Raw genomic sequence first — 20,510 nt, 5'->3', positions numbered from 1 at the left:
TTCATTTATTAAAAAGAGGGGACACCCCCTCTTTCTTGCTATCTAAATTTTCGTTTTCCAGCAAAAGCAAGTAGTCCAACACTTGCTCCAAGCATTGCTAAAAGTCCTGACTCCTTCGATCCTGTATTTGGAAGTTGTTTCTTAGGTTCTGCTTTTGCATTTGTAGCTTGTGCAGGAGCTTGATAAGTTTTATCGTCTTTAGTTCCTACCGTTACTTTCTCTACTGTGTAATCAACCACATTACCTTTGTTATCTACAACTGGTACTGGTTGGTAGCCTGCTTTTTCAAGTTCTTTACGTTTAGCGTCTGCAAGTTCAACCAAGCGTTTTGCTTCTGCTTCTTCAAACTTCGCTTTGGCAGTTTCGTAAGCAGTCTTAGCTCGGTCTGCTGCAAGGCTCTTCACTTCGTAGTCTACTTTAGCTTCGTTTTGTGCTTTGTAAACTTCTTTAAGCTCAGTTTCAGCTTTTTCAAGCTCTGCTTTCGTTTCTTTCAAACGAGTGTGCGCACCTTTAAGGTCTGCAAGTTCTTTCTCTGCGTTAACAACGTTTGCTTTAGCTGTTTCAAGAGCTTTCTCAGCAGTTGATACCGCTTGAGCTTTACTTATAGCAATCGCTTCAAGCTCTTTCATCTTATCTTCTTCTGCTTTAAGCGCGTCTTGTGCAGTTTTAAGAACTTGCTCAGCGTCTTTCAATTTTGCTTGTGCATCTTTAAGAGCTTCTTCTTTAACAGACTGTGTAACAGTCAAATTATTAACAAGAGCGTTAGCATTAGAAAGAGTTACAACTGCTTTATCATGACGGTCTTTTGCTTCATCAAAAGCCTTTTGTGCATTGGCAAGTGGACTTTCACCATTCTTCAAAGCAGTCAAGTTAGCTTCAGCATTTGTAAGAGCAAGTTTAGCATCGGACTCTGCTTTTTCTTTCGCTTCAAACGTAGCTTGTGTATTATCACGAGCAGTCATAGCATCAGCAAGAGCTTGACGAGCTTCGCTCAATTTATGCTCAATCACTTCATCACTTAGTGGGTTTGCAATAGGTGTTTTATCCCATTTAGAACCATCTACCAAAGAATCATGAACACTAGTCAAGAAGTGAGTAGTGTACAAATCATCAGTTTTACTTTGCGCGACCCCACCAAAGTAAACAGTTTCATTAGCGTAATCAAAGTTAAGGATACCCTGTGTATGTGCATAGTCACCCTTAGTAGAAACCAACATAACAAGATCGTTATACAACTTCTCTTTCATTTCGCCAAGAGTTTTACGATAAACTCCGTCAGCATCGTCAAAATCATGGAAAACATAAGTAGTTACAGTGTTTTCATAGTATTGTCCTCCTTTGTTTTCTTCCTCTGCATCAGTTGTAGGCAAGCCGTAATCTTTAGCAACCTTGTTAATACCGATAGCGTAGTGCCCGACACCACCTTTAGCACGGTAGTCATCTTTCATTGCTTTAGAGAAGTTTGCTTTCAAATACTCTTTTGCAACCTTATCTGCAAATTCAAGAGAAGTTTTTGAAAGAACTACATCTGGAAGTCCAAGTTGACGACGCATTTGGTTGATAAGGTCAACCACATAGTAGTTCAACTCATCTTTAATCTCTTGTGGAAGATTGTTAATGTCATAGCGAGTAGTATCTGCTTGGTCGGCTTTACTTGGAACATACTTATTGAGTTTCTTGTGTTCTACTTGTGCATTTACGATTTTATCATAAAGCTCCAAAGTACGTTTATTACGTTCCTCAGAAGTCCAAGAACTTGTATCTTGGTCATTATAAGCCATATTTTCTTTCACAGCTTGAATGAAAGCTGGGGAAAGGGTAATCGTTTGTTTCTTAGAGCTATCTTGAAGAGCATCAAGAGTAGATACCGCTTTGTTATAAGTAGCAAGAGCGTTATCACGGTTAGTTTTCGCAGTTTTAACTTCGTTTTCAGTACGCTCTACATCTTGTGTAGCAGTTTTAACAGTTGTTTCTGCTTCCTTGAGTTGATCAGCAAGCTGACCATCCAATTTCTTAGCTTCATCAAGAGCTACATGTGCATCTTCTTGTGCTTGTTTGCTTGTAGCTTCTTCTTTAATCGCTGCGTCTTGTTTCTCTTTAGCGTCAGCAAGACCAACACCCTTCAAAGCGTCCTCTGCATTTTGAACGGTAGTTTTCGCATCAGTAACTCCAGTTTGCGCTTGAGTCACTTCTGCTTGTTTAGTCCCAACAGTTTTGCCTTGAATAGCAACGTTACGGTCTGCATCATCTTGTTCAGTTTGCGCAGAAGATACCCCTTGTTCAGCAGTTGGAACTTTTGCTTTAGCAGTTTCCACTTTCTTTTCTGCGTTTTGAATCGCTTCTGGTGTTGCTTTGTCAGCAACTTTTTGAGCATCGTCTTTAGCTTGTTTCAAGCTTTCAACTTTCTTTTCTGCTTTGTCAGAAGATTCATTAGCACGATCCAAAACTTCTTTTGCCTTATCGGCATCTTCTTGAGTTTGTTTAGCAGTAGCACCAAGTTCAGCGACTTCTTCCTTAGTAGGAGTTTTCACTTCCACTTTCTTAGGCGCTTCTTTCTCTACCAAAGCTGGTTCATTTTTAGCAGTTGTAGGCAATGGAACCTCTACTGTATCTGCATGAGCAGTTCCGATTGTGCCGACAAGACCAGTTGCTGCGATGGCAGAAATAACTGTACCCGTATACAATTTTTTAGCAGTACCATGACTATTTTTCGTAGTTTTTGACATCTATAAACTCCTTTGTACAATGCCCTATGCATTTTATTCAGTATAGTACTATTCTACCATACTTTTCTCGTTTTTGGATAGTTTATTATACTTATTTTTAAAGAAAACAGATAGTAAAATGGTAGATAACATGGAATACAATAAATTACAAAAGCATATCGCATTTCGCATACGTGAGTGCAGAAAAGCACAGGGATTAAGTCAAGAAAAATTATCTGAAATCGCTGGGCTAGGTGTCAAAGCGATTCAAAATATAGAAAACATGAAGTATGATTTTAAGATAAAAACTCTTGAATCCGTAATCAAAGCCCTAAATCTAACGGTCGAGGAGTTCTTCAACCTACCATCATTTGAATCAGATCGAGAAGATTCTCCAGAAATACTTTTTGAAAACTTAACAAAATTACCCAAAGATAAGCAAGGAAAAATTATATCTTCATTTAATGAGATTGTAAAGAATATCAAATAAACCCAGCCAAAATAAATTTTGGTTGGGTTTTATTTTACAGTCTTGCTTATTTTAATAAATTTCTCTTTTTTAGTTACTCACTAATAGCTACTTGAATTAATGGATAAAGTTCAATTTGAGTCTGAACTAGCTAAATAGTATTTTTTTGATTTATACTTATCTAATTGTTTTTCACTACGATTCTTTTGAGAAGTATCAAGTTTGATACTACCACTTTTTCTATTAAAAATATAATCATCTCGTTCAATGATGGTCTCAGAAATAAAACATGGTTCAAGTAAATCATCAATCTCTTTTTGGCTTTTCTCATTCATCAAAGATTGTTTATTGACCTCTTCCTTAAATTGTTCTATAAAAGCTTCCGCATTTATTTGTAGCTCCTCGCTATTTAAATAATTTGAGTTGACATGACCTTTGGCTTTATGTACTTCATCAATTAATTCTGAAAAATTTGTGATAACTTTTGAATTATCTTTAAAAAGTCGTTCAAGTGTGTTTAATACAGTATCAAACAAACCTAATTTATCTAGTAACAGAGCAATTTTTCTAACATTGTCTTCCTTATTCTCAAAGAATTTCTTTAAATAATCTTCAATTGAAGCATCATTTTGTTCACTTAACTGAATTATTCTAAATACTTTTTCAAATACATCACTATCAAAGCGTTTTAATATAACATCAGCTAAATTTTTGCCATATTTTGTTTGATGAAGCTTAGGGATTTTTAATTTTGAGTATGCAGAAACAAGTCCAATATATGATAAATCATCTCGATAGATAGTTTTAATTTGAGATAAATACCGTTTATATGAAGCTAAAGATACAAGTCTTTTCCCGTTCAGTTCAGTTCTTTCATCGTTCTTTATCATAAGATACTCATTTAAAAATTTAGTTGCAGAAAGTTTATTCTTCTGTTGTTGACTTTTAAAAATCAGTGGATAATATTTTAAAATGAAATCTATTTGAGCTTCTTTGTTTAAATCATTAAAAGATAACATGATATCACTCCTTCTAAATAGGCTCAAAAATAATATAACACATCTAATAATAAATTACAACAAACAACAATTAAATAGGCTCAAAAAAATAAATAAAACCCATTAAAACATTAAAACAAAGGATTTACCAGGCTCAAAAAATAAACTAAATTATGATACCTGTATTTGATGGAAATCGTAAAAATTTGCTTGAGTTAGTCTCAAAAATGCTGTATCATAAAAAATGTAAACAAAACATGTTTTAAACTCGTCAGCGTTCTAGAAAGTCTGACCACGCACTTTTTGTCAGAAAGGATAAACTATGGCAAAAACAACTAAATCAACATTAGGAAACTACGATAGCGCAAGAGCATTCTTAGATGCTTTATCAACTTCTGTTGATATTCCATCAGCTATTAAAGTCGTTGATACAAACAATGGCATCATAAACGAAGGTCAAGAAAATCAACGACCTTGGGCATCTCTAACATGCGTAGATAAAAAACTCTACGATCAGTTCGCTAGTATTGCTCAAGAAGCTTACTGTCCAACTTTCAAAGTCAAGTTGAAAAACTATCAAAACGAGAATTTAGATAGTTTAATCAACGTTGACATCGTAGTCAACAAGTATGACTTGTCATTTGTACTTGATAAACTCAAACAACCAGTCGGCCTGGCTCTAGTTACTGAGCTTGGTGACATTTCATTGAAATAAGTGATAAGCATAGTGAGTTATCATCTACATCATTTAGATGATAACTACTCACTATGTATGAGGTAAACATATGTTATTTAAATTATTCTTCTATCTTATTCTTACGTTGCTTATCTGGCAAGGTTTGAATGTTACGTACATTTATCTAAAAAGACAGTTTCTTCTACTATCAAATGAGGTTGTTGATAACAACGGATCTATATGGGAACAATGTCTCTTATTATCGGGAAATCAAGTTGGTATTTTAAAAAATTTGATTCAGGAGTTAATTTTTTGGCAATTAAACAAGACAATTGAAAAGCAATTACAAGCTCGAAAGTCTACTGTCTTACAAAACGTTGTTAATCATCTCAATCAAAACTTATATCAGGATTTACAGTTAAAAACTGTAAACCCTGCCACTACTGGTGGTGTAGATATTTGGGTTTATCTAGCAAACAACTTAAATGATGATGAACAATTATCATTAGAAAACTACTTTGTAGGTGTTATTACTCTATACACTAATGAGTTTGCATTAGATGTACTAACTGTTGAACTGACCGCAGGTTCTGGCTGGGTTGCTAAATTCGATGTCAAAACGATTCAAGAAGCTACATACAATCGAATGACAAGACAGACGAAAGTCAGCTACGAGGAGGACTTTTAATATGATCAAAAACGTTTTTGACGTCAACAGCAGAGGTCATCCAATCTCTGCATCTGTTGACATAAACCGATTTTTCGCATGGATTATTGCAGGCCCGTCTGGTTCGGGAAAATCTACTTTTTTGAGAAGACTTTTAGGACTCATTTCATTTTATGATACAGATGCTGAAGCTTACTTTTTTGATTTTAAAGCAGATGAAGAAATGTTTCCAATGATTGGCGACCATGTCGCAAGAGGTTTTTACTGTCTAGAACTTTTCGAAACAGTCTGCCAACGTTTTGAAGCTAGACTTAATAAACAAGAAGAAAACTCTCATAATCTTTACTTGATTTTCGATGAGTGGCAGGCTTTCCTTGCTTATCTAGAACAAACAGATAAAAAGAAACATAAAGATGTTTTATCGAAAATGTTGATGATGAATAGCATGGGTAGAAGTCTAGGTTTACGAATTATTTTGTCCAGCCAACGTTTCTTGATGTCTGATTTGCCAGGTCGGTATAACTTCAACTGTATAATTTCATTGTCTACTAGTTTTCTCATGTCTACAAACAACAGACAACTACTATTCCCAGACATGGAAAAATCCGAAGTCATCGTAAAACCTAGAGGATATGGATATTTTCAGTTAGAGGGAGAATCTATCAAGATGTTTCGCACTATTCAAGTAAGAGACGAAGAACGGTTAAATCAGCGGATACAAGAGCTATTTTCAAGATATAGCTAGCGCTTTTTCTGCTACACTTGTTAGGTACGACAGTAAGCTTATTTTGAAGTTTCATCATCGGTTTAGTGTCGGCACGACATTTCCGGCAGAAAAATGACTGCTTGCAAGGGCTAGAGGGTGGAGATTTTTCAAGCGTAACGATGCCGAAGGCGAGGAGTGAAGCGAAGAAAAATACTACCCGTCCCTTGTTAGCTGGCAAGCGTTCTCGGATCGATGATTTATCATCGGGCAGGAGAGGCTGGGGTTTGGGGCAACGCCCCAAGAGTTACTACAATTTAATTTTAAATTATTCTACGCATGTGTTAGACTGGGCTTGTCAACGGTCTAACACTAGAATAATTAAAAGAATAATTAAAGAATAGTTAATAACGAAAGGTTAATTATACATGGCAACAAAGAGAAAAGAAGCACTTTTAACTTCTATATCAATTACACAATACTTTGATCCGAAATATTGGAAAAACGGTTGGGATGAAGAACTCATTAAGTCCACAAACATTGAAAAAATTCTTGAGGAGATAGTCAGAAGAGTTAGTGAAGTCGCAACAGTTTCTGATGCATATGCAATTAAGCATGATAAAGACACATCTGTAGTATTCGACAAAGAACTTCAAGAAACAACTACTAAGCTTACCGAACCACACATTCATGCTTTACTCAAGTTTGAGAAAGGTGCTACACTTACCGAATTAGCAGTAAAAATCGGATTAGAACCTCAGTATCTTGAAAAAGCTAAATCCGGTAGATATGGCTACGATAACTTGTTAGCTTATTTAATTCATGCAAAAGATAAAGACAAATATCAATACACTCCTGACGAAGTATTCACCTTAGTAGGAAAAAAATATTTGGAAGTATATCACGAAAGGCAAGAGAGCTGGCTTAAAGGAAAAGCTAAAAAAGAGGTACAGAAAAGTTTTGAAGACATTGATTTCCTAATCGATAATATTTTGAACGAGAATATCACTAAAAATGACATACTTCTAGACAAGAAATATCACACGCCATATACAGTACATAAAACTAGAATAAACGATGCTATTAAAACTGTTGGAGAAATTAAAGGTGCCAGAACAAAAGATGAACTGGAAAACGGAGAGTTCAAAAAGACTATCTTATTCATCTATGGTAATTCTGGACTTGGAAAGTCAAGGTTCGCAAAAGAATTAGCTAAAGATATCATTCAGTTGGCAAAACTAAACAACAAAAAATGGCAATCAATCACGACCGCAGGCACTAACATGTTTGATGAAGTAAACGGAGAAGAAATCCTACTACTTGATGATGTTCGAGGAGATAGCTTAACTGCTTCGGACTGGTTAAAAGTTCTGGATCCATATAATATTAGCCCAGTATCTGCACGTTATCAAAATAAAATAGGTGCTGCTAAGGTCATTATTATCACAAGTTCTAAACATCCTTTAGCTTTCTTCTACTATACCAAAGGAAATGCTTATGAAGATTTATCTCAATACGTTAGGAGAATTGAACATCTAGCAACGTTAAAGGGTACGAGTGAGAAGCCTATTTTTTACGAATCTCATCCTGTAAGAACTATGAACTATAAAAGAAGAATACCAGAGATCGGATATGATGTTTACTTGTCTTATGATTTCACACCTGGGAACGAAATGAAAAGCAAAGAAGAGCTTCTATCCATGTTAGTTTCAAAAGTTGGCCTCAACAATCAATGGGACATATGGGCATATGACAAAATAAAAACCCCATCCGAAACTTTGGCGAGCGAGGACGAGGTTGCAGATAATCAAGAAAAATAAGTAGAGTATCTCTTGATACCTCTATTATACCATACATTGGAGGAACAGATGCAAGTAATTCTACCAGACGAACAAGTTCAACAAATTCAGCTCCTACTTGCTGAACTTATCAAGAAAGAAATTGAAAATAGATTGAACAATAGTAACCTTGAAAGTCCGTTTTTAAACAAACAACAGGCTTGCCACTACTTGGGTATCTCAAACAATACTCTAGATAGTTGGATTCAACGAGGACTGCCTGCAATAAAAATAGGCAAGACTATACGATTTAATAAAGAAGCCATTAACTCATGGCTCTACTCACAAAACTAGAAATATCTATATTTTTGTTTTATAATAGTCATGATATTTTCTGGTTCGATATACAAGGAGAATATCATGACTATCAGTAAGACAAAAAACGGAACTTATCGCTTAAAAGTCTATATCCCAATTGAAGCACGAATGCCACTTGGTATTGTTAATAGCAATTATTACGATAAGAGATTCAAAACAAGAAAGGAGGCAAGACAAGCTGAGATAGACTTGCTTACCAAGTTAAATCAAATAGAAGATAATGAATTTACAGGACTTGCAAAAGGAGATATTCTTTTCTCAGACTTCTATAACAATATCTGGTGGGATTCTTATAAGGCAGGACAAACTACATCTACTTCTAAGCCACCAAGCAGATCGACAGTTGCAAATACCAAAACCTGTTTTGAAAAACATATACTACCACTTCTTGGAAACTATACGATACAGTTTCTAAACCAAAATAAGCAAGTTATCCTAAATCTAATGACATCTAAGGCTAATGAATATGCGAACTTCAAATCTTTACGTAGCTATGTGATTTCCATTTTTGATTGGGCAGAAGAACTTGAATATATAGAAGCTAATAAAGTTGCAAAAATATTAAGAAGAATAAAAGCCACTAAAAAGATTCAACTTGCAGAGTCAAAGAGAGAGGAAGATTTATATCTAAGTCATGAACAACTCCAAGAATGGTTCTCAGCATTTCAAGAGGATTTAAAGAATGATAAAATAACCCTTAAAGATTATGTCCTATTTTATCTTACTTTTTTCTTAGGCGATAGAAAATCTGAAACCTATGCTCTTCAATGGAAACATATCGATTTTTCAAAATCACAGATTCAGCTAATTCAAGCTTTAGATAGATATGGACAAGTAAAATCTACTAAGGGAAATAAGAAAACTATTTTCTCTATTTCTAATGACTTACTTCAGCTTCTTACTTCTTGGAAAGAGAAACAAAAATATGAACTAGCAAAGTTTGGTATCATCAGTAACCCAGAACAATTTGTTTTTACATATATCGACACAAGAGGAAACATCAACAAGCCTTTACATTCTGACTATCTAAACAATAAAATGAAAAGCATTAGAAAGCGACATAAAGAGCTGGCACATGCTACACCTCATAAACTGCGACATACAGGAGCGACACTTGCCAAACAAGCAGGAATGAGCTTAGAAGCTATTTCTGAAGCTCTAACACACAGTGACACAGGAACAACACAAATTTATGTCAATACTTCTAATGTAGTCCCTATGGCAGTCGGTGAATTTGCCTTAAAGTCTCTAAAACAATAAGGTGAAAATAAGGTAAACTTTGAGGTGAACTTTTTCAAAAAACACGAAAAAAGCACCCATAAGGTAAACTTTTGAGTGCTTTGAAACGTTGATATAATCGTATTGATTAACGTTTTGAGAATTGTGATGCTTTACGAGCTTTCTTAAGACCTGGTTTCTTACGTTCAACTTTACGTGAGTCACGTGTAAGAAGTCCTGCGCGTTTCAATGAATCGCGGAAGTCTGGGTCTACTTGAAGAAGGGCACGAGCGATACCGTGACGGATAGCTCCAGCTTGACCAGCATACCCACCACCTACAACGTTAACGAAAACGTCGTATGAACCTACAGTTGAAGTAACTGCGAATGGTTGGTTGATGACAAGACGAAGGTCAGCGTGTGGGATGTACTCTTCAACATCTTTTTTGTTAACAGTGATTTTACCAGTTCCTGGAACAAGGCGAACGCGTGCAACAGCGTTTTTACGACGTCCAGTACCTGCATATTGTGCTTGTGACATACTTTATTGTTCCTTTCCTTAGATAAGTCCTGAAATATCAAGAACTTCTGGTTGTTGTGCAGCGTGAGTGTGCTCAGCTCCAACGAATACTTTCAATTTCATACCTTGAGCGCGGCCAAGAGTATTGTGTGGAAGCATACCTTTAACTGATTTCTCGATCAAACGTACTGCATTTTTAGAACGAAGTTCACCAGCAGAGATTGATTTCAATCCACCTGGGTGGTTTGAGTGAGTGTAGTAGATCTTATCAGATGCTTTTTTACCAGTCAATTTAACTTTTTCAGCATTGATAACGATTACGAAGTCACCTGTATCAGTGTGTGGTGTGAATGTTGGTTTGTTTTTTCCGCGAAGTACGCTAGCAACAACTGCTGAAAGGCGTCCAAGAGGTACATCAGTTGCGTCAACAACGTACCATTTGCGTTCTACTTGGCCTGGTTTAGCCATGAATGTAGTTTTGTTCATGATTTCTCCTATATGAATATCGTTTTTGTTTACAGGGCGGATGTTCCGGTCCGCAAGTTATTTGAAAGGTTCCGGGGCCTTACAAATGGGGTAAACAATACCGTCTACTATTGTATCAAAATTCTCAGATAAAAGTCAAGAGATTGGGAAAATATTTTTTTATTTCTGCCAGATTCTCAACCTTTTTTCTGCCTGCTCCTGAAGGATTGTCTGAAAAATTTTAGAGACTAAGTAAATAGCGCAAGTCAAGAATAGCGTTACCACTAGATAATTGATCAAACGACCGTGGTCTCCAACCAATGGTGGTCTTGTCAAAAATCCATAATCTCCACCTGTTACTAAATTAACCACGAAAATCAAGGCATTGAGCGAAGACGTGATCATTAGGATTCGTTTGAAATCCAGTAAACTAGCATCGTAGTCCTTCAGGAGATAAATCAAGGAATTTCCAAGGAGAGCTAAGTGTCCGAAAATAAAGGACAGGATGGCAATGTGGGGGAAGGGATAGGGATCTGGCACTGGATAAATAAAAGCTGCCAAAGTTCCAAAGGTTCCCAATACAGCAAAATACTGTTTGACTCTAGAGACACCCGGGATCAAAAGCACTACAAACATAGCCAAACGGCAATGATAAAAGGGAAGACTTTCTGTTAAAGGCATCTGATTAACCAAGTACCATCCGTAGAGCAGGATTAGCTGTACCGCCTGTAAAATCTGGAAAAATCGTTGACAGACTTTTTTCTCACCATAACGGTAGGCAAGAAATACAGTCAATGCTAATAAGGTAAATAGACTTCCATACCAAAGAAGGTCAAACTGGGGTGGCTCCGTCGGCTGCGTACTAAATAAAGCTTCCCAAAAATTCATGTAACTTTCCTCATTTTCATATAAGCCAATCTCTTACTGATTTTTATAGAGCCTAGCTTATATTTATTTCTAATATTTTTGTGTTCCAAAGAAGCTAATCCTTCAAGACAAATTTACTCTTGAAAAATTTTTCTTATCGAAGAACATTAGTCTTCTTCTTGCAAATTTTCTACTAACTTGGCTAGATTCATAGAGTTGGAACCTTTAAGCAAGATTTGGTCATGTGCTCCAAGACTTTCCTTGACCTGCTTGACCATAGCTTCAAACTGGTCTTCATCAGCTGTTTTCTTGAAATAATAAACATGGCCGATTGGGAACATTTGACTGGCTAGTTGAGCCAAATCAGCAATGTCTTCGCCGTAGAAAATAACGGTATCAAGGATATCGGGTGTAATGCTCAAAATCATCTGATTGTGGAGTTGAACAGACTGATCACCAAGTTCTTTCATATCCGCCAGAACTGCGAGTTTCTTACCACCTTCATTAGCTGGAATAGCAGAGAAAGTTTCTAAAATCAACTTCATAGCAGTTGGATTGGCATTGTAGACATCTGATAAGATATCTGCTCCATTGGCAGCTTTTTTCCACTCGGTACGATTGCGGGTCAATTCTAGATCCTGGAAGGCTTGATCAATCTGCTCCTCCGTCACTCCTTCTTGCAGGGCAACGTAAGAAGCTATCATAGCATTAGTCGCATTGTACTTACCTGTTACTGGCAAGTCAAGAGCCTGCTCCAAGAAATTAGCCTTGAAGGTTAAGCTATCCTTACGCTCAGTTAATTCTGTAATTTCTAGTTCTGCACCTGGGCCAAAGCGAACTACTTTTTGATCAGCAGGTAGATAATCCTCTACAATAGGATCAGCTGGCGCCAAAAGTAAGGAACCCTTTTCCATCCCATCAGCGATTTGTAATTTCCCTTTGGCAATTTCAGAACGGTCCTTAAAGAAAGCCAGATGAGCTTCTCCAATCAAGGTCACGATAGCTGTCTTTGGATGAGCTAGTTCAGATAGGAGATGGATGTCTCCTAGGTGATCCTGTCCCATTTCCAAGACCAGCTTTTCAGTATCATCTAGCATATGAAGAACAGTGTAAGGGAGGCCAATCTCGTTATTGTAGTTCCCTTGCGTTTTGTAGGTTTTGTAGCTTGTAGAAAGCAAATGAGCCAACATATCCTTGGTAGTAGTCTTCCCATTCGAACCTGTAACAGCAAAGACATCTACTCCCGTCTTTTGAAGGTAATAGGCTGCAAGAGTTTGAAAGGCAGTCAAGACATCTTCTACCAAAACATAAGGATGGTTTGCTACTTCCTTTTCTGATAAGGTTAGAGTAGCGCCGTTTTCAAAAGCCGTCTCGATAAAGTCATGACCATCACGCGCCCCCTTGAGTGGCACAAATAAATCTCCAGGTCCAATCAAACGGCTATCAAATTCTGCCTTAACTAGCGGACTATCCGGATAGACTGATACGTCATTTTTAGCACCAACAAGACGCGCAACTTCGTGAATCGTAAGTTTCATGTTTACTCCTTTAAAAAGGGGCAAGGAGTCCTTCCCCGCCCTTATGTCTGTCTTTACAATAGGTGCGCTTCACGCTTGTCAAAACTCTCTTTAGCAAGATCAACTAAACGTTCAATTAATTCTGGATAAGAAATTCCCATATTGTCCCAAAGCAATGGATACATAGACCATTGGGTAAATCCTGGCATAGTGTTAAGCTCATTTAGGAAAACTTCTCCCTTATCTGTATAGAAGAAGTCGCAACGTGATAAGCCAAGTCCACCAATAGCACGGAAGGCTACTTCTGCATTTTTTCGCATGACTGCTACCACATCATCGCTAATCTTGGCTGGAATATCCATAGTAATCTTATTGTCGATATATTTGGCATCGTAGTCATAGAAGGCTACGTCCTTGATAACTTCACCAGGTAGAGTGCTCTTGACATCATAGTTTCCTAAAAGTCCAACTTCGATTTCACGCGCATTGACTCCCTGTTCTACCAAGACACGGCTATCGTACTTGAAGGCAAGCTCTAAAGCTTGGCGAAGTTCCTCTTTATTTTCAGACTTAGAAATACCAACACTAGAGCCCATATTGGATGGTTTGGTAAAGACTGGGTAACTTAATTTTTCTTCTACTTCTGCAATCTTAGAAGCCAAATTATCCCCTTCAACGATAGCTACGTAAGGAACTTGGTCAATCCCAGCAGACTCCAAGACACGCTTGGTAGTAATCTTATCCATAGCAAGACTCGAAGACAAGATGTTGCAACCAACATAAGGCATTTTCAAGACTTCTAGAAAACCTTGGACAGAGCCGTCCTCTCCCATCGGTCCATGAAGGACTGGAAAGACTACTGCTCCTTCTTCGTAGATAGCACTTGGAGCAATTTTCTTGTCCCAATCGATTGTTTCATTGGTCATGAGACGGTCTTCCTGCCCAGGAGTTTGGGTAAATTCTTGGGTTTTGATAAAGTCTCCAGACTGGCTGATAAAGAAGGTTTTTACTGTGAAACGATCATAGTTAACCGCACGCATGACACTCTCAGCTGACAAGACAGACACTTCACGCTCTGCACTGCGTCCACCATATAATAGAATAATTGTTTGTTTCATATGATTGTCCTATTTCTACTAGAATACTCGCCTTTTAGTATATCACATTTGTCTATTTTTTTAAACTTGAATAGCATAAAACAAGAAAAGAGACTGGAAGAAAAATGGTCCAGTCTCTGTGTTCTTAAAATTTTATACCTGCTAGCTAATTATTTAGCGATTGAACCTCATAGACTAGAGTTCGGTACGATTTTCGATGGCTCTTAAGAGTGTTACTTCATCCGCATACTCGATATCAGCTCCCACTGCTAGACCTCGTGCTAGACGAGTAACCTTGATCCCTGCAGGTTTAAGAAGTCGAGAGATATACATAGAAGTCGCCTCACCATCAGCAGTTGCATTGGTGGCTACAATGACCTCTGAAACCTCGCTATCCATGAGACGTGTCATGAGACTTTTAAGATTGATATCGTCAGGGCTAATCCCATTCATTGGTGAAATGAGGCCGTGCAAGACATGGTAAAGTCCGTGATATTCTTGGATATTTTCCATAGCCGCCACGTCTCGACTATCCTCTAATACTAGGATAGTTGATTGGTCACGGCTAGGATCAGTACAGATGGAACAAGGATCATCATCCGTCAGACGTCCACAAACAGAGCAATAGGTCAATTCTCGTTTAGCTGCTAGAAGATTTTTAGCAAATTCATTGACATCGTCATCAGACATCCCAATGGTATAAAAGGCCAGTCGGGTCGCTGTCTTAATCCCGATACCTGGAAGTTTAGAATAGCTGTCAATCAACTTAGCAATAGGTGTTGGGTAAAGCATGGCTTCCTTTCTAGTTCATTGGATGGTGTTGGTTGTAAAGATTGATAATATCGCGCGCAATCGAAGGTCCGACACCGTTGGTTAGGTTGGTATTGTGAGGGAAGACAACTGCAACTGCAATCTGAGGATTATCGGTTGGGGCATAGGCTACTGCGTTGGTATTATTAGCCTTCTGACCACCATTGACATAACTTTCGGCTGTACCCGTCTTACCACTGATAGAGACTGTTGCCCCATTTGAAAAGGCACGGCCTGTAGTAAGGGCACTGGTTCCGTGTGATACTTGGTAAAAACCTTGTTGTAGGATGGACATGTCAGATTCGGAAATATTGATTTTATTCATTTCGGTACTAGCTGTTTGCTGAATCAAACTTCCTAAACCGCCTTGCTCATTATTATCATAGACTCCCTCTACTATACGAGGAGCCAAGCGAACACCATTATTGGCAATAGTTGCTACATACTGAGCTAGCTGCATCGGGGTATAGTTATCGAACTGTCCAAAGGCGTTATTTAGATAATTCGCCAAATCATAATCTTTAGGGATAAATCCTGTTGACTCTTCGGGTAGATCAATTCCTGTAGAAGCTCCCAGGCCATATTCACCAAAGGTTGAACGTAATTTCGCCATAGCAGACTCAAGATTGCTGGTTCCTACTGTCATATTAGGCTGATAGGTTTGCCCCATGATTCCAAGAGCTGTCTGGACCATGTAGGTATTTGATGAATATTCCAAAGCCTCAACAGCTGTAATCGGGAAGGAACCGTAAGAAAGGGTATACCAAGAATTAATTGGTGCAGAACCTTGAAAGACGATTGGTTGATCTGTTAGCGTTTGATTGCCTGATAAGACTCCATTTTCCCAACCTGAACTGATGGTTGCCGCCTTAACAACAGATCCTGGAACAAAGACATTGGTGACAGTTCCGAGTGAATCTGGAGTCAATTCACCAGATTCTAGATTGTGCTTGATCCCTGACATGGCTAGAACAGCTCCTGTCTTAGGATTGAGGGCAACCGCATAGACACCTTCCGAATATTGGGCACCTCCATTAGCAAGCTCAGAATTAAAATAGCTTTTCAAGAGGCTATCCACACTATCTTGGAAGGCCAAATCAATGGTCAGTTTAATGTTTTTACCCTTGCTACCTTCCTCAATGTTTTCTACGCTCTCCATATCACCATGTTTGTCGAGATGGATTTCTTTAACAGTACGTTTCCCTTGTAGGACTTCCTCATATTGTTTCTCAAGGTAAGAGGTTCCAACACGGTCATTGAGGGAATAACCTTTTTTAAGATAGGCACCTACTTCCTCAGCTGGAAGGCCTGATTCTTCACTTGAAACACTTCCTACGATAGAGGCCAGAGAGGTTTCAAGAACCTTGCGATCCCACGAAGTCGAGATGCTAATCCCAGGTAACTCTTTAGAGGCAGAAGCAATTTGAGCGACCTGAGTATCGCTTAAGGGATCCGTTTGGATATTGCCTGTTGCAAAATTTCCAACTGCATTGAGCTGACTAAAGAGATAAATTACCTTCTTTTCATCCTCTGTATAATTAGTTTGGCTAGAGGTAACACTCTCAACAGCATTGTTATAAAGATCCGATTCAGAAAGTTGATTACCATCTGAGTCAAAACGCTTATCTTTTGGAAGAGCCTCTACCGTTTTTTTATAGACAGCTGGGTCCGCTAGATAATAATCAGCCATCTGACGTTCTGTCAAATTTGGAGAGGAAACTGTTACATACGTTAAAAGTTTAGTAGAAATATCCTTTAAATCTGTAGCCGTCATCTTATTACTTCGTGTGAAAGCCACGACTTGTTTGACGGTATTTTCTACCAAGGGTTTTCCAGCCGCGTCATAGATTTCTCCACGAGCAGAACCCGTTGTTACCCTAGTTTGGCTAGCAGACGCTAACTTGGCTTCATAGAAATCCTTATTTACGAATTGCATATAGAGTAAGCGACCAATGATGGTCATGAAGAGCAAAATAACGATTGCAAACAATAAATTAAGCCGAGTCGGTATCGAATGGCTATTAAATTTTCTCATACAAAGTAGTCTCATTTCTAATCAAAATCTTACTCTTCATTGTACCATAATTTAAAGAGAAAATTATGGAAAAAGAAAAGACTTTTCCTTTTTATCCAAAAAACAAAGCAACTGTGGTATAATTAAAGTAAGCGCTATTTTATAGATTTCATTGATAAAAATTTTAACCAATAACTACAAGGGAGGCCCATGAACAAGCAAGATATCTCTACGATTATTGATCTTCACTTTGAAGAAATGACCGATTTAGAGCAAGAGATTGCCCGCTATTTTTTGCAGGCAGATACCATTCACGATGACTTGTCTTCTCAGCAGGTCACTCAAAAACTTCATATTTCTCAGGCGGCTCTCACTCGTTTTGCCAAAAAATGTGGCTTTACGGGTTATCGAGAGTTCATTTTCAAATACCTACAACAAATTGACAACCTTTCAGTCCCTCAGCAGGATATGAACCCCTTGACTCAACGAGTCTTGAGAAGTTATACAAATATCCGTGAAATGTCTCAAGAATTGATTGATGATGACCAACTGGAGCGCATTGCCCAAATGATTGATCAATCAGAACGCGTCTATTTTTTTGGGACTGGAAGTTCTGGCCTCGTTGCACGTGAGATGAAATTGCGTTTCATGAGACTTGGAGTCGTTTGTGAGGCTTTGACAGATCCAGATGGTTTCGCCTGGACAACCAGTATCATCGATGAAAAATGTTTGGTCTTTGGCTTTTCCCTTTCAGGAACAACTCCATCCATCATTGACAGTCTACTAGACGCTCAAGATATGGGGGCTAAAACTGTTCTTTTTACTAGTACGCCTAGCAAGGAAACTCAGGAATTTACAGAAACTGTACTGGTAGCAAGCCAGAGTCAGGCTTCCTATATCCAACGCATTTCTGCCCAACTTCCTATGTTGATCTTAATTGATCTACTCTATGCTTATTTCCTAGAAATTGACCGTGAGAGTAAAGAAAAAATCTTTAACAGTTATTGGGAAAATAAAAAACTAAATGGCTATCGTAGAAATAGAAGATCTAGATAAGCCTTCATCCCTTTCAAGCGAATAATCATATGAGTAACCAGCGATTAAAGTCGCTGGTTTTTATACTTTCAAACCACGTCAGCTTTATCTGCAACCTCAAAGCTGTGCTTTGAGCAACCTGCAGCTAGCTGCCTAGTTTGTTCTTTGATTTTCATTGAGTATTAGTTTGCTCAAATCCTATAACTAATGACTTATGAACATAAAATTCTACACCTAATTCTTGATATAAAAAAGCGAACAAGACGGAATTCTGACTCTCAGAAAACTCGTTTTGCTCGCTTTTTATAATTGAGATTAGTTATTGGTTTCAATCTCTAAAGTTTGGACAGTTATTACAGCAGTTTCTTTAAACAATGCTACTATTCTGCAATAACTTCCCACGAAATCTATACTTTCTCAAAAGTGTTTCTTGAGTTTGACAGATTCTATTCGTCTTCTTTTTTCTTTCCCATTGCTGCTAAGCCAAGAAGTGCTCCTACAGCTCCCAAGCTTGCAAGGGTAGCAGTTTCTTTTGCTCCTGTTTCAGGGAGAATGTCTTGACGATTTGCAGGTGCTTGATAAGTCTTTTCTTGTGACATAGCCTGAGCTACATGTGACTGCTCATCCTTGTATTCTGGGAGCTCATGGACAGTTGCCTCTGCTCCATTGACACCACCTGTGAACTCTGGAACATCATGGATAGCTGCTTCTGTTCCATTGACATTACCAGTAAACTCTGGAACATCATGGATAGCTGCTTCTGCTCCATTGACATTACCAGTAAATTCTGGAAGTTCATGACTAGCTGCTTCTGTTCCATTGACATTACCAGTAAACTCTGGAAGTTCATGACTAGCCGCTTCTGTTCCATTGACATTACCAGTAAACTCTGGAAGTTCATGACTAGCCGCTTCTGCTCCATTGACACCACCAGTAAACTCTGAAAGTTCATGACTAGCCGCTTCTGCTCCATTGACACCACCAGTAAACTCTGAAAGTTCATGACTAGCCGCTTCTGCTCCATTGACACCACCAGTAAACTCTGGAAGTTCATGACTAGCCACTTCTGAACCATTTACTCCACCTGTGAACTCTGGATCTTCTCCACGAATAACTGCTTCAGAGCCATTTACTCCACCAGTAAATTCTGGAAGTTCATGACTAGCTGCTTCTGTTCCATTGACACCACCTGTGAACTCTGGATCTTCTCCACGAACAACTGCTTCAGAGCCATTTACTCCACCAGTAAATTCTGGAAGTTCATGACTAGCTGCTTCTGTTCCATTGACACCACCTGTGAACTCTGCTACTTCATGGATCGCTGGATCTGTTTTACCTGATTCAACTTTCTTAGTTCCGACTAGCACAATCTCATCTCGCGGTGCTTCCACAACTTCGCGAAGTTTTTCAGTACGACTTCCATCCAATGCTACTTCTATGCTGACGCGTTCTTTACCTTTACGACCAGCCTGAACTACTCGAGTTTCACCTTCTGGAAGTGTTGAATCATCTTGCTTCACTGTCTTAAATCCGAGAGCTTCTTCAACAACTTCAAGGCTTGGCTGACTAAAGCTCAATTCTTTAACGCCATCACCTGGCACAGATGTTCCTTCAAAAGTACCAACTTCGATGACACGATCTTGAGCTTCTTCACGTTCAACCTTAACTGTCTTACGTGTGTCTCCATCTACTTCTATATAAGTCGTTACTTGACCTGCTTTGCCCTCTGAAACAACTTGTTCCTTGCCTTTGGCTAAGAAGGCATTCTCACGACGAACAGTATTAAAGGCGATTGATTCTGTCGTTACTTCAAGGCTTGGTTGCGTTTGAACTAAGACCTTATCTCCTTCAGTCGGAAGATTTGAATGTTTTACTTCCTCTTTCGGAGTTGCTTGAAGCTGATTGATAGAAGTTAGAGCTGCTTGCAAGGTTTTGTCTACTGCATCCTGTGTCTTAGCATCTCTGATGGCAGTAAGGGCTTGCTCTCCAAGTTCAACCAGTTTTTCCTGTGCAGCTACATCATCGACAAGTTCAGAAGCTTTTTTCTCGACTGCTGCAGCCAATTCTGCAATCGCCTTATGGCGGTCAACTTTAGACTCTTCTGGTTTGCTTGGTTCTTCTGGTTTTGGTTCCTCTTTCGGAGTCGCTTGAAGCTGATTGATAGAAGTTAGAGCTGCTTGCAAGGCTTTGTCTACTGCATCCTGTGTCTTAGCTGCTTCGATCGCTGCGATGGCTTGTTCTGATAACTCGACTAGTTTCTTCTTAGCTTCTTTATCGTTGCCTAGTTCCTTGCTCTTGTTTTGAATGGCTTCTGCCAAGCTTGCCATAGCCTTATCGTAGTCAATCTTAGGATCTTCCGGCTGTGCTGGTGGCTCTGGTTTCGGATCCTCTTTCGGAGTTGCTTGAAGTTGATTGATGGAAGTTAGAGATTCTTGTAAGGCTTTGTCTACCGCATCCTGTGTCTTGGCTGCTTCGATCGCTGCGATGGCTTGTTCTGATAACTCGACTAGTTTCTTCTTAGCTTCTTTATCGTTGCCTAGTTCCTTGCTCTTGTTTTGAATGGCTTCTGCCAAGCTTGCCATAGCCTTATCGT

18 protein-coding genes are annotated in these 20,510 nt (G+C 38.6%); 8 read left to right on the top strand and 10 right to left on the bottom strand.

Translation table 11 applies throughout. From position 1 onward, the window contains the following. Positions 1–38: 38 nt before the first annotated feature. Positions 39–2,726 carry an SEC10/PgrA surface exclusion domain-containing protein gene (locus QM406_RS04465; RefSeq protein WP_414273521.1) on the bottom strand — a complete coding sequence of 896 codons (2,688 nt, stop codon included), beginning with the start codon at positions 2,724–2,726 and terminating at the stop codon, positions 39–41. Positions 2,727–2,856: 130 nt separating this feature from the next. On the opposite strand from QM406_RS04465, the gene QM406_RS04460 reads away from it, so the two are divergent. Further along, a complete protein-coding gene (locus QM406_RS04460; RefSeq protein WP_084911783.1) occupies positions 2,857–3,195 on the top strand; it encodes a helix-turn-helix domain-containing protein in 339 nt (112 codons plus the stop codon). Between the two features lie 110 nt (positions 3,196–3,305). Here QM406_RS04460 and QM406_RS04455 read toward each other — a convergent pair whose 3' ends face one another. Then, on the bottom strand, positions 3,306–4,193 hold the full coding sequence (locus tag QM406_RS04455) for a hypothetical protein (protein ID WP_414273520.1): 888 nt from the start codon (positions 4,191–4,193) through the stop codon (positions 3,306–3,308). 301 nt (positions 4,194–4,494) lie between these two features. Here QM406_RS04455 and QM406_RS04450 point away from each other — a divergent pair, with 301 nt between their 5' ends. From QM406_RS04450 to xerC, 6 genes are all read left to right on the top strand, one after another. Then, the gene (locus QM406_RS04450; protein WP_311522572.1) at positions 4,495–4,887 is read left to right on the top strand and encodes a hypothetical protein; all 393 of its coding nucleotides are present in this window, start codon (positions 4,495–4,497) and stop codon (positions 4,885–4,887) included. A gap of 70 nt (positions 4,888–4,957) precedes the next feature. Then, positions 4,958–5,536, top strand: a complete 579-nt coding sequence (locus QM406_RS04445) for a hypothetical protein (protein WP_414273519.1) — start codon at positions 4,958–4,960, stop codon at positions 5,534–5,536. 1 nt (position 5,537) lies between these two features. Next, on the top strand, positions 5,538–6,260 hold the full coding sequence (locus QM406_RS04440; protein WP_414273518.1) for a hypothetical protein: 723 nt from the start codon (positions 5,538–5,540) through the stop codon (positions 6,258–6,260). Between the two features lie 386 nt (positions 6,261–6,646). Then, positions 6,647–8,038, top strand: a complete 1,392-nt coding sequence (locus QM406_RS04435; protein WP_414273517.1) for a Rep family protein — start codon at positions 6,647–6,649, stop codon at positions 8,036–8,038. A gap of 48 nt (positions 8,039–8,086) precedes the next feature. Next, positions 8,087–8,350: a helix-turn-helix domain-containing protein gene (locus QM406_RS04430; protein ID WP_268726867.1), complete on the top strand. Its 264-nt coding sequence runs from the start codon at positions 8,087–8,089 to the stop codon at positions 8,348–8,350. Positions 8,351–8,416: 66 nt separating this feature from the next. Further along, positions 8,417–9,634 carry a site-specific integrase gene (xerC, locus tag QM406_RS04425; protein ID WP_414273516.1) on the top strand — a complete coding sequence of 406 codons (1,218 nt, stop codon included), beginning with the start codon at positions 8,417–8,419 and terminating at the stop codon, positions 9,632–9,634. 106 nt (positions 9,635–9,740) lie between these two features. Here xerC and rpsI read toward each other — a convergent pair whose 3' ends face one another. The 7 genes from rpsI to pbp2b all read right to left on the bottom strand — a co-directional run bounded on the left by rpsI (position 9,741) and on the right by pbp2b (position 16,918). After that, positions 9,741–10,133 (bottom strand): 30S ribosomal protein S9, encoded by a 393-nt coding sequence (rpsI, locus tag QM406_RS04420; protein WP_000075969.1) that lies wholly within the window; start codon positions 10,131–10,133, stop codon positions 9,741–9,743. A gap of 18 nt (positions 10,134–10,151) precedes the next feature. Then, complete coding sequence (gene rplM / locus QM406_RS04415; RefSeq protein WP_001044622.1) at positions 10,152–10,598, bottom strand: 50S ribosomal protein L13; 447 nt, start codon at positions 10,596–10,598, stop codon at positions 10,152–10,154. 159 nt (positions 10,599–10,757) lie between these two features. Next, entirely contained in the window at positions 10,758–11,465 is a 708-nt protein-coding gene (locus QM406_RS04410) for a TIGR02206 family membrane protein (protein ID WP_414273515.1), read from the bottom strand. 146 nt (positions 11,466–11,611) lie between these two features. Then, the gene (locus tag QM406_RS04405) at positions 11,612–12,982 is read right to left on the bottom strand and encodes a UDP-N-acetylmuramoyl-tripeptide--D-alanyl-D-alanine ligase (RefSeq protein WP_414273514.1); all 1,371 of its coding nucleotides are present in this window, start codon (positions 12,980–12,982) and stop codon (positions 11,612–11,614) included. Positions 12,983–13,035: 53 nt separating this feature from the next. Then, on the bottom strand, positions 13,036–14,079 hold the full coding sequence (locus QM406_RS04400) for a D-alanine--D-alanine ligase (RefSeq protein WP_414273513.1): 1,044 nt from the start codon (positions 14,077–14,079) through the stop codon (positions 13,036–13,038). 174 nt (positions 14,080–14,253) lie between these two features. Further along, a complete protein-coding gene (gene recR, locus QM406_RS04395) occupies positions 14,254–14,850 on the bottom strand; it encodes a recombination mediator RecR (protein WP_315639846.1) in 597 nt (198 codons plus the stop codon). A 10-nt stretch (positions 14,851–14,860) separates the two neighbouring features. Continuing rightward, positions 14,861–16,918 (bottom strand): penicillin-binding protein PBP2B, encoded by a 2,058-nt coding sequence (pbp2b, locus tag QM406_RS04390; RefSeq protein ID WP_414273512.1) that lies wholly within the window; start codon positions 16,916–16,918, stop codon positions 14,861–14,863. 174 nt (positions 16,919–17,092) lie between these two features. Here pbp2b and QM406_RS04385 point away from each other — a divergent pair, with 174 nt between their 5' ends. Next, positions 17,093–17,938 (top strand): MurR/RpiR family transcriptional regulator, encoded by an 846-nt coding sequence (locus QM406_RS04385; protein WP_075231529.1) that lies wholly within the window; start codon positions 17,093–17,095, stop codon positions 17,936–17,938. Between the two features lie 425 nt (positions 17,939–18,363). Here QM406_RS04385 and QM406_RS04380 read toward each other — a convergent pair. Continuing rightward, on the bottom strand, positions 18,364–20,510 hold a 2,147-nt coding region (locus QM406_RS04380), incomplete at its 5' end, for an SIALI-17 repeat-containing surface protein (RefSeq protein ID WP_414273511.1).

The organism is Streptococcus infantis, assembly GCF_047465035.1.
Lineage (GTDB): Bacteria > Bacillota > Bacilli > Lactobacillales > Streptococcaceae > Streptococcus > Streptococcus infantis_T.
Note: the sequence above shows the minus strand (reverse complement) of the source record. Positions and strands in the feature narration are given on the sequence as shown.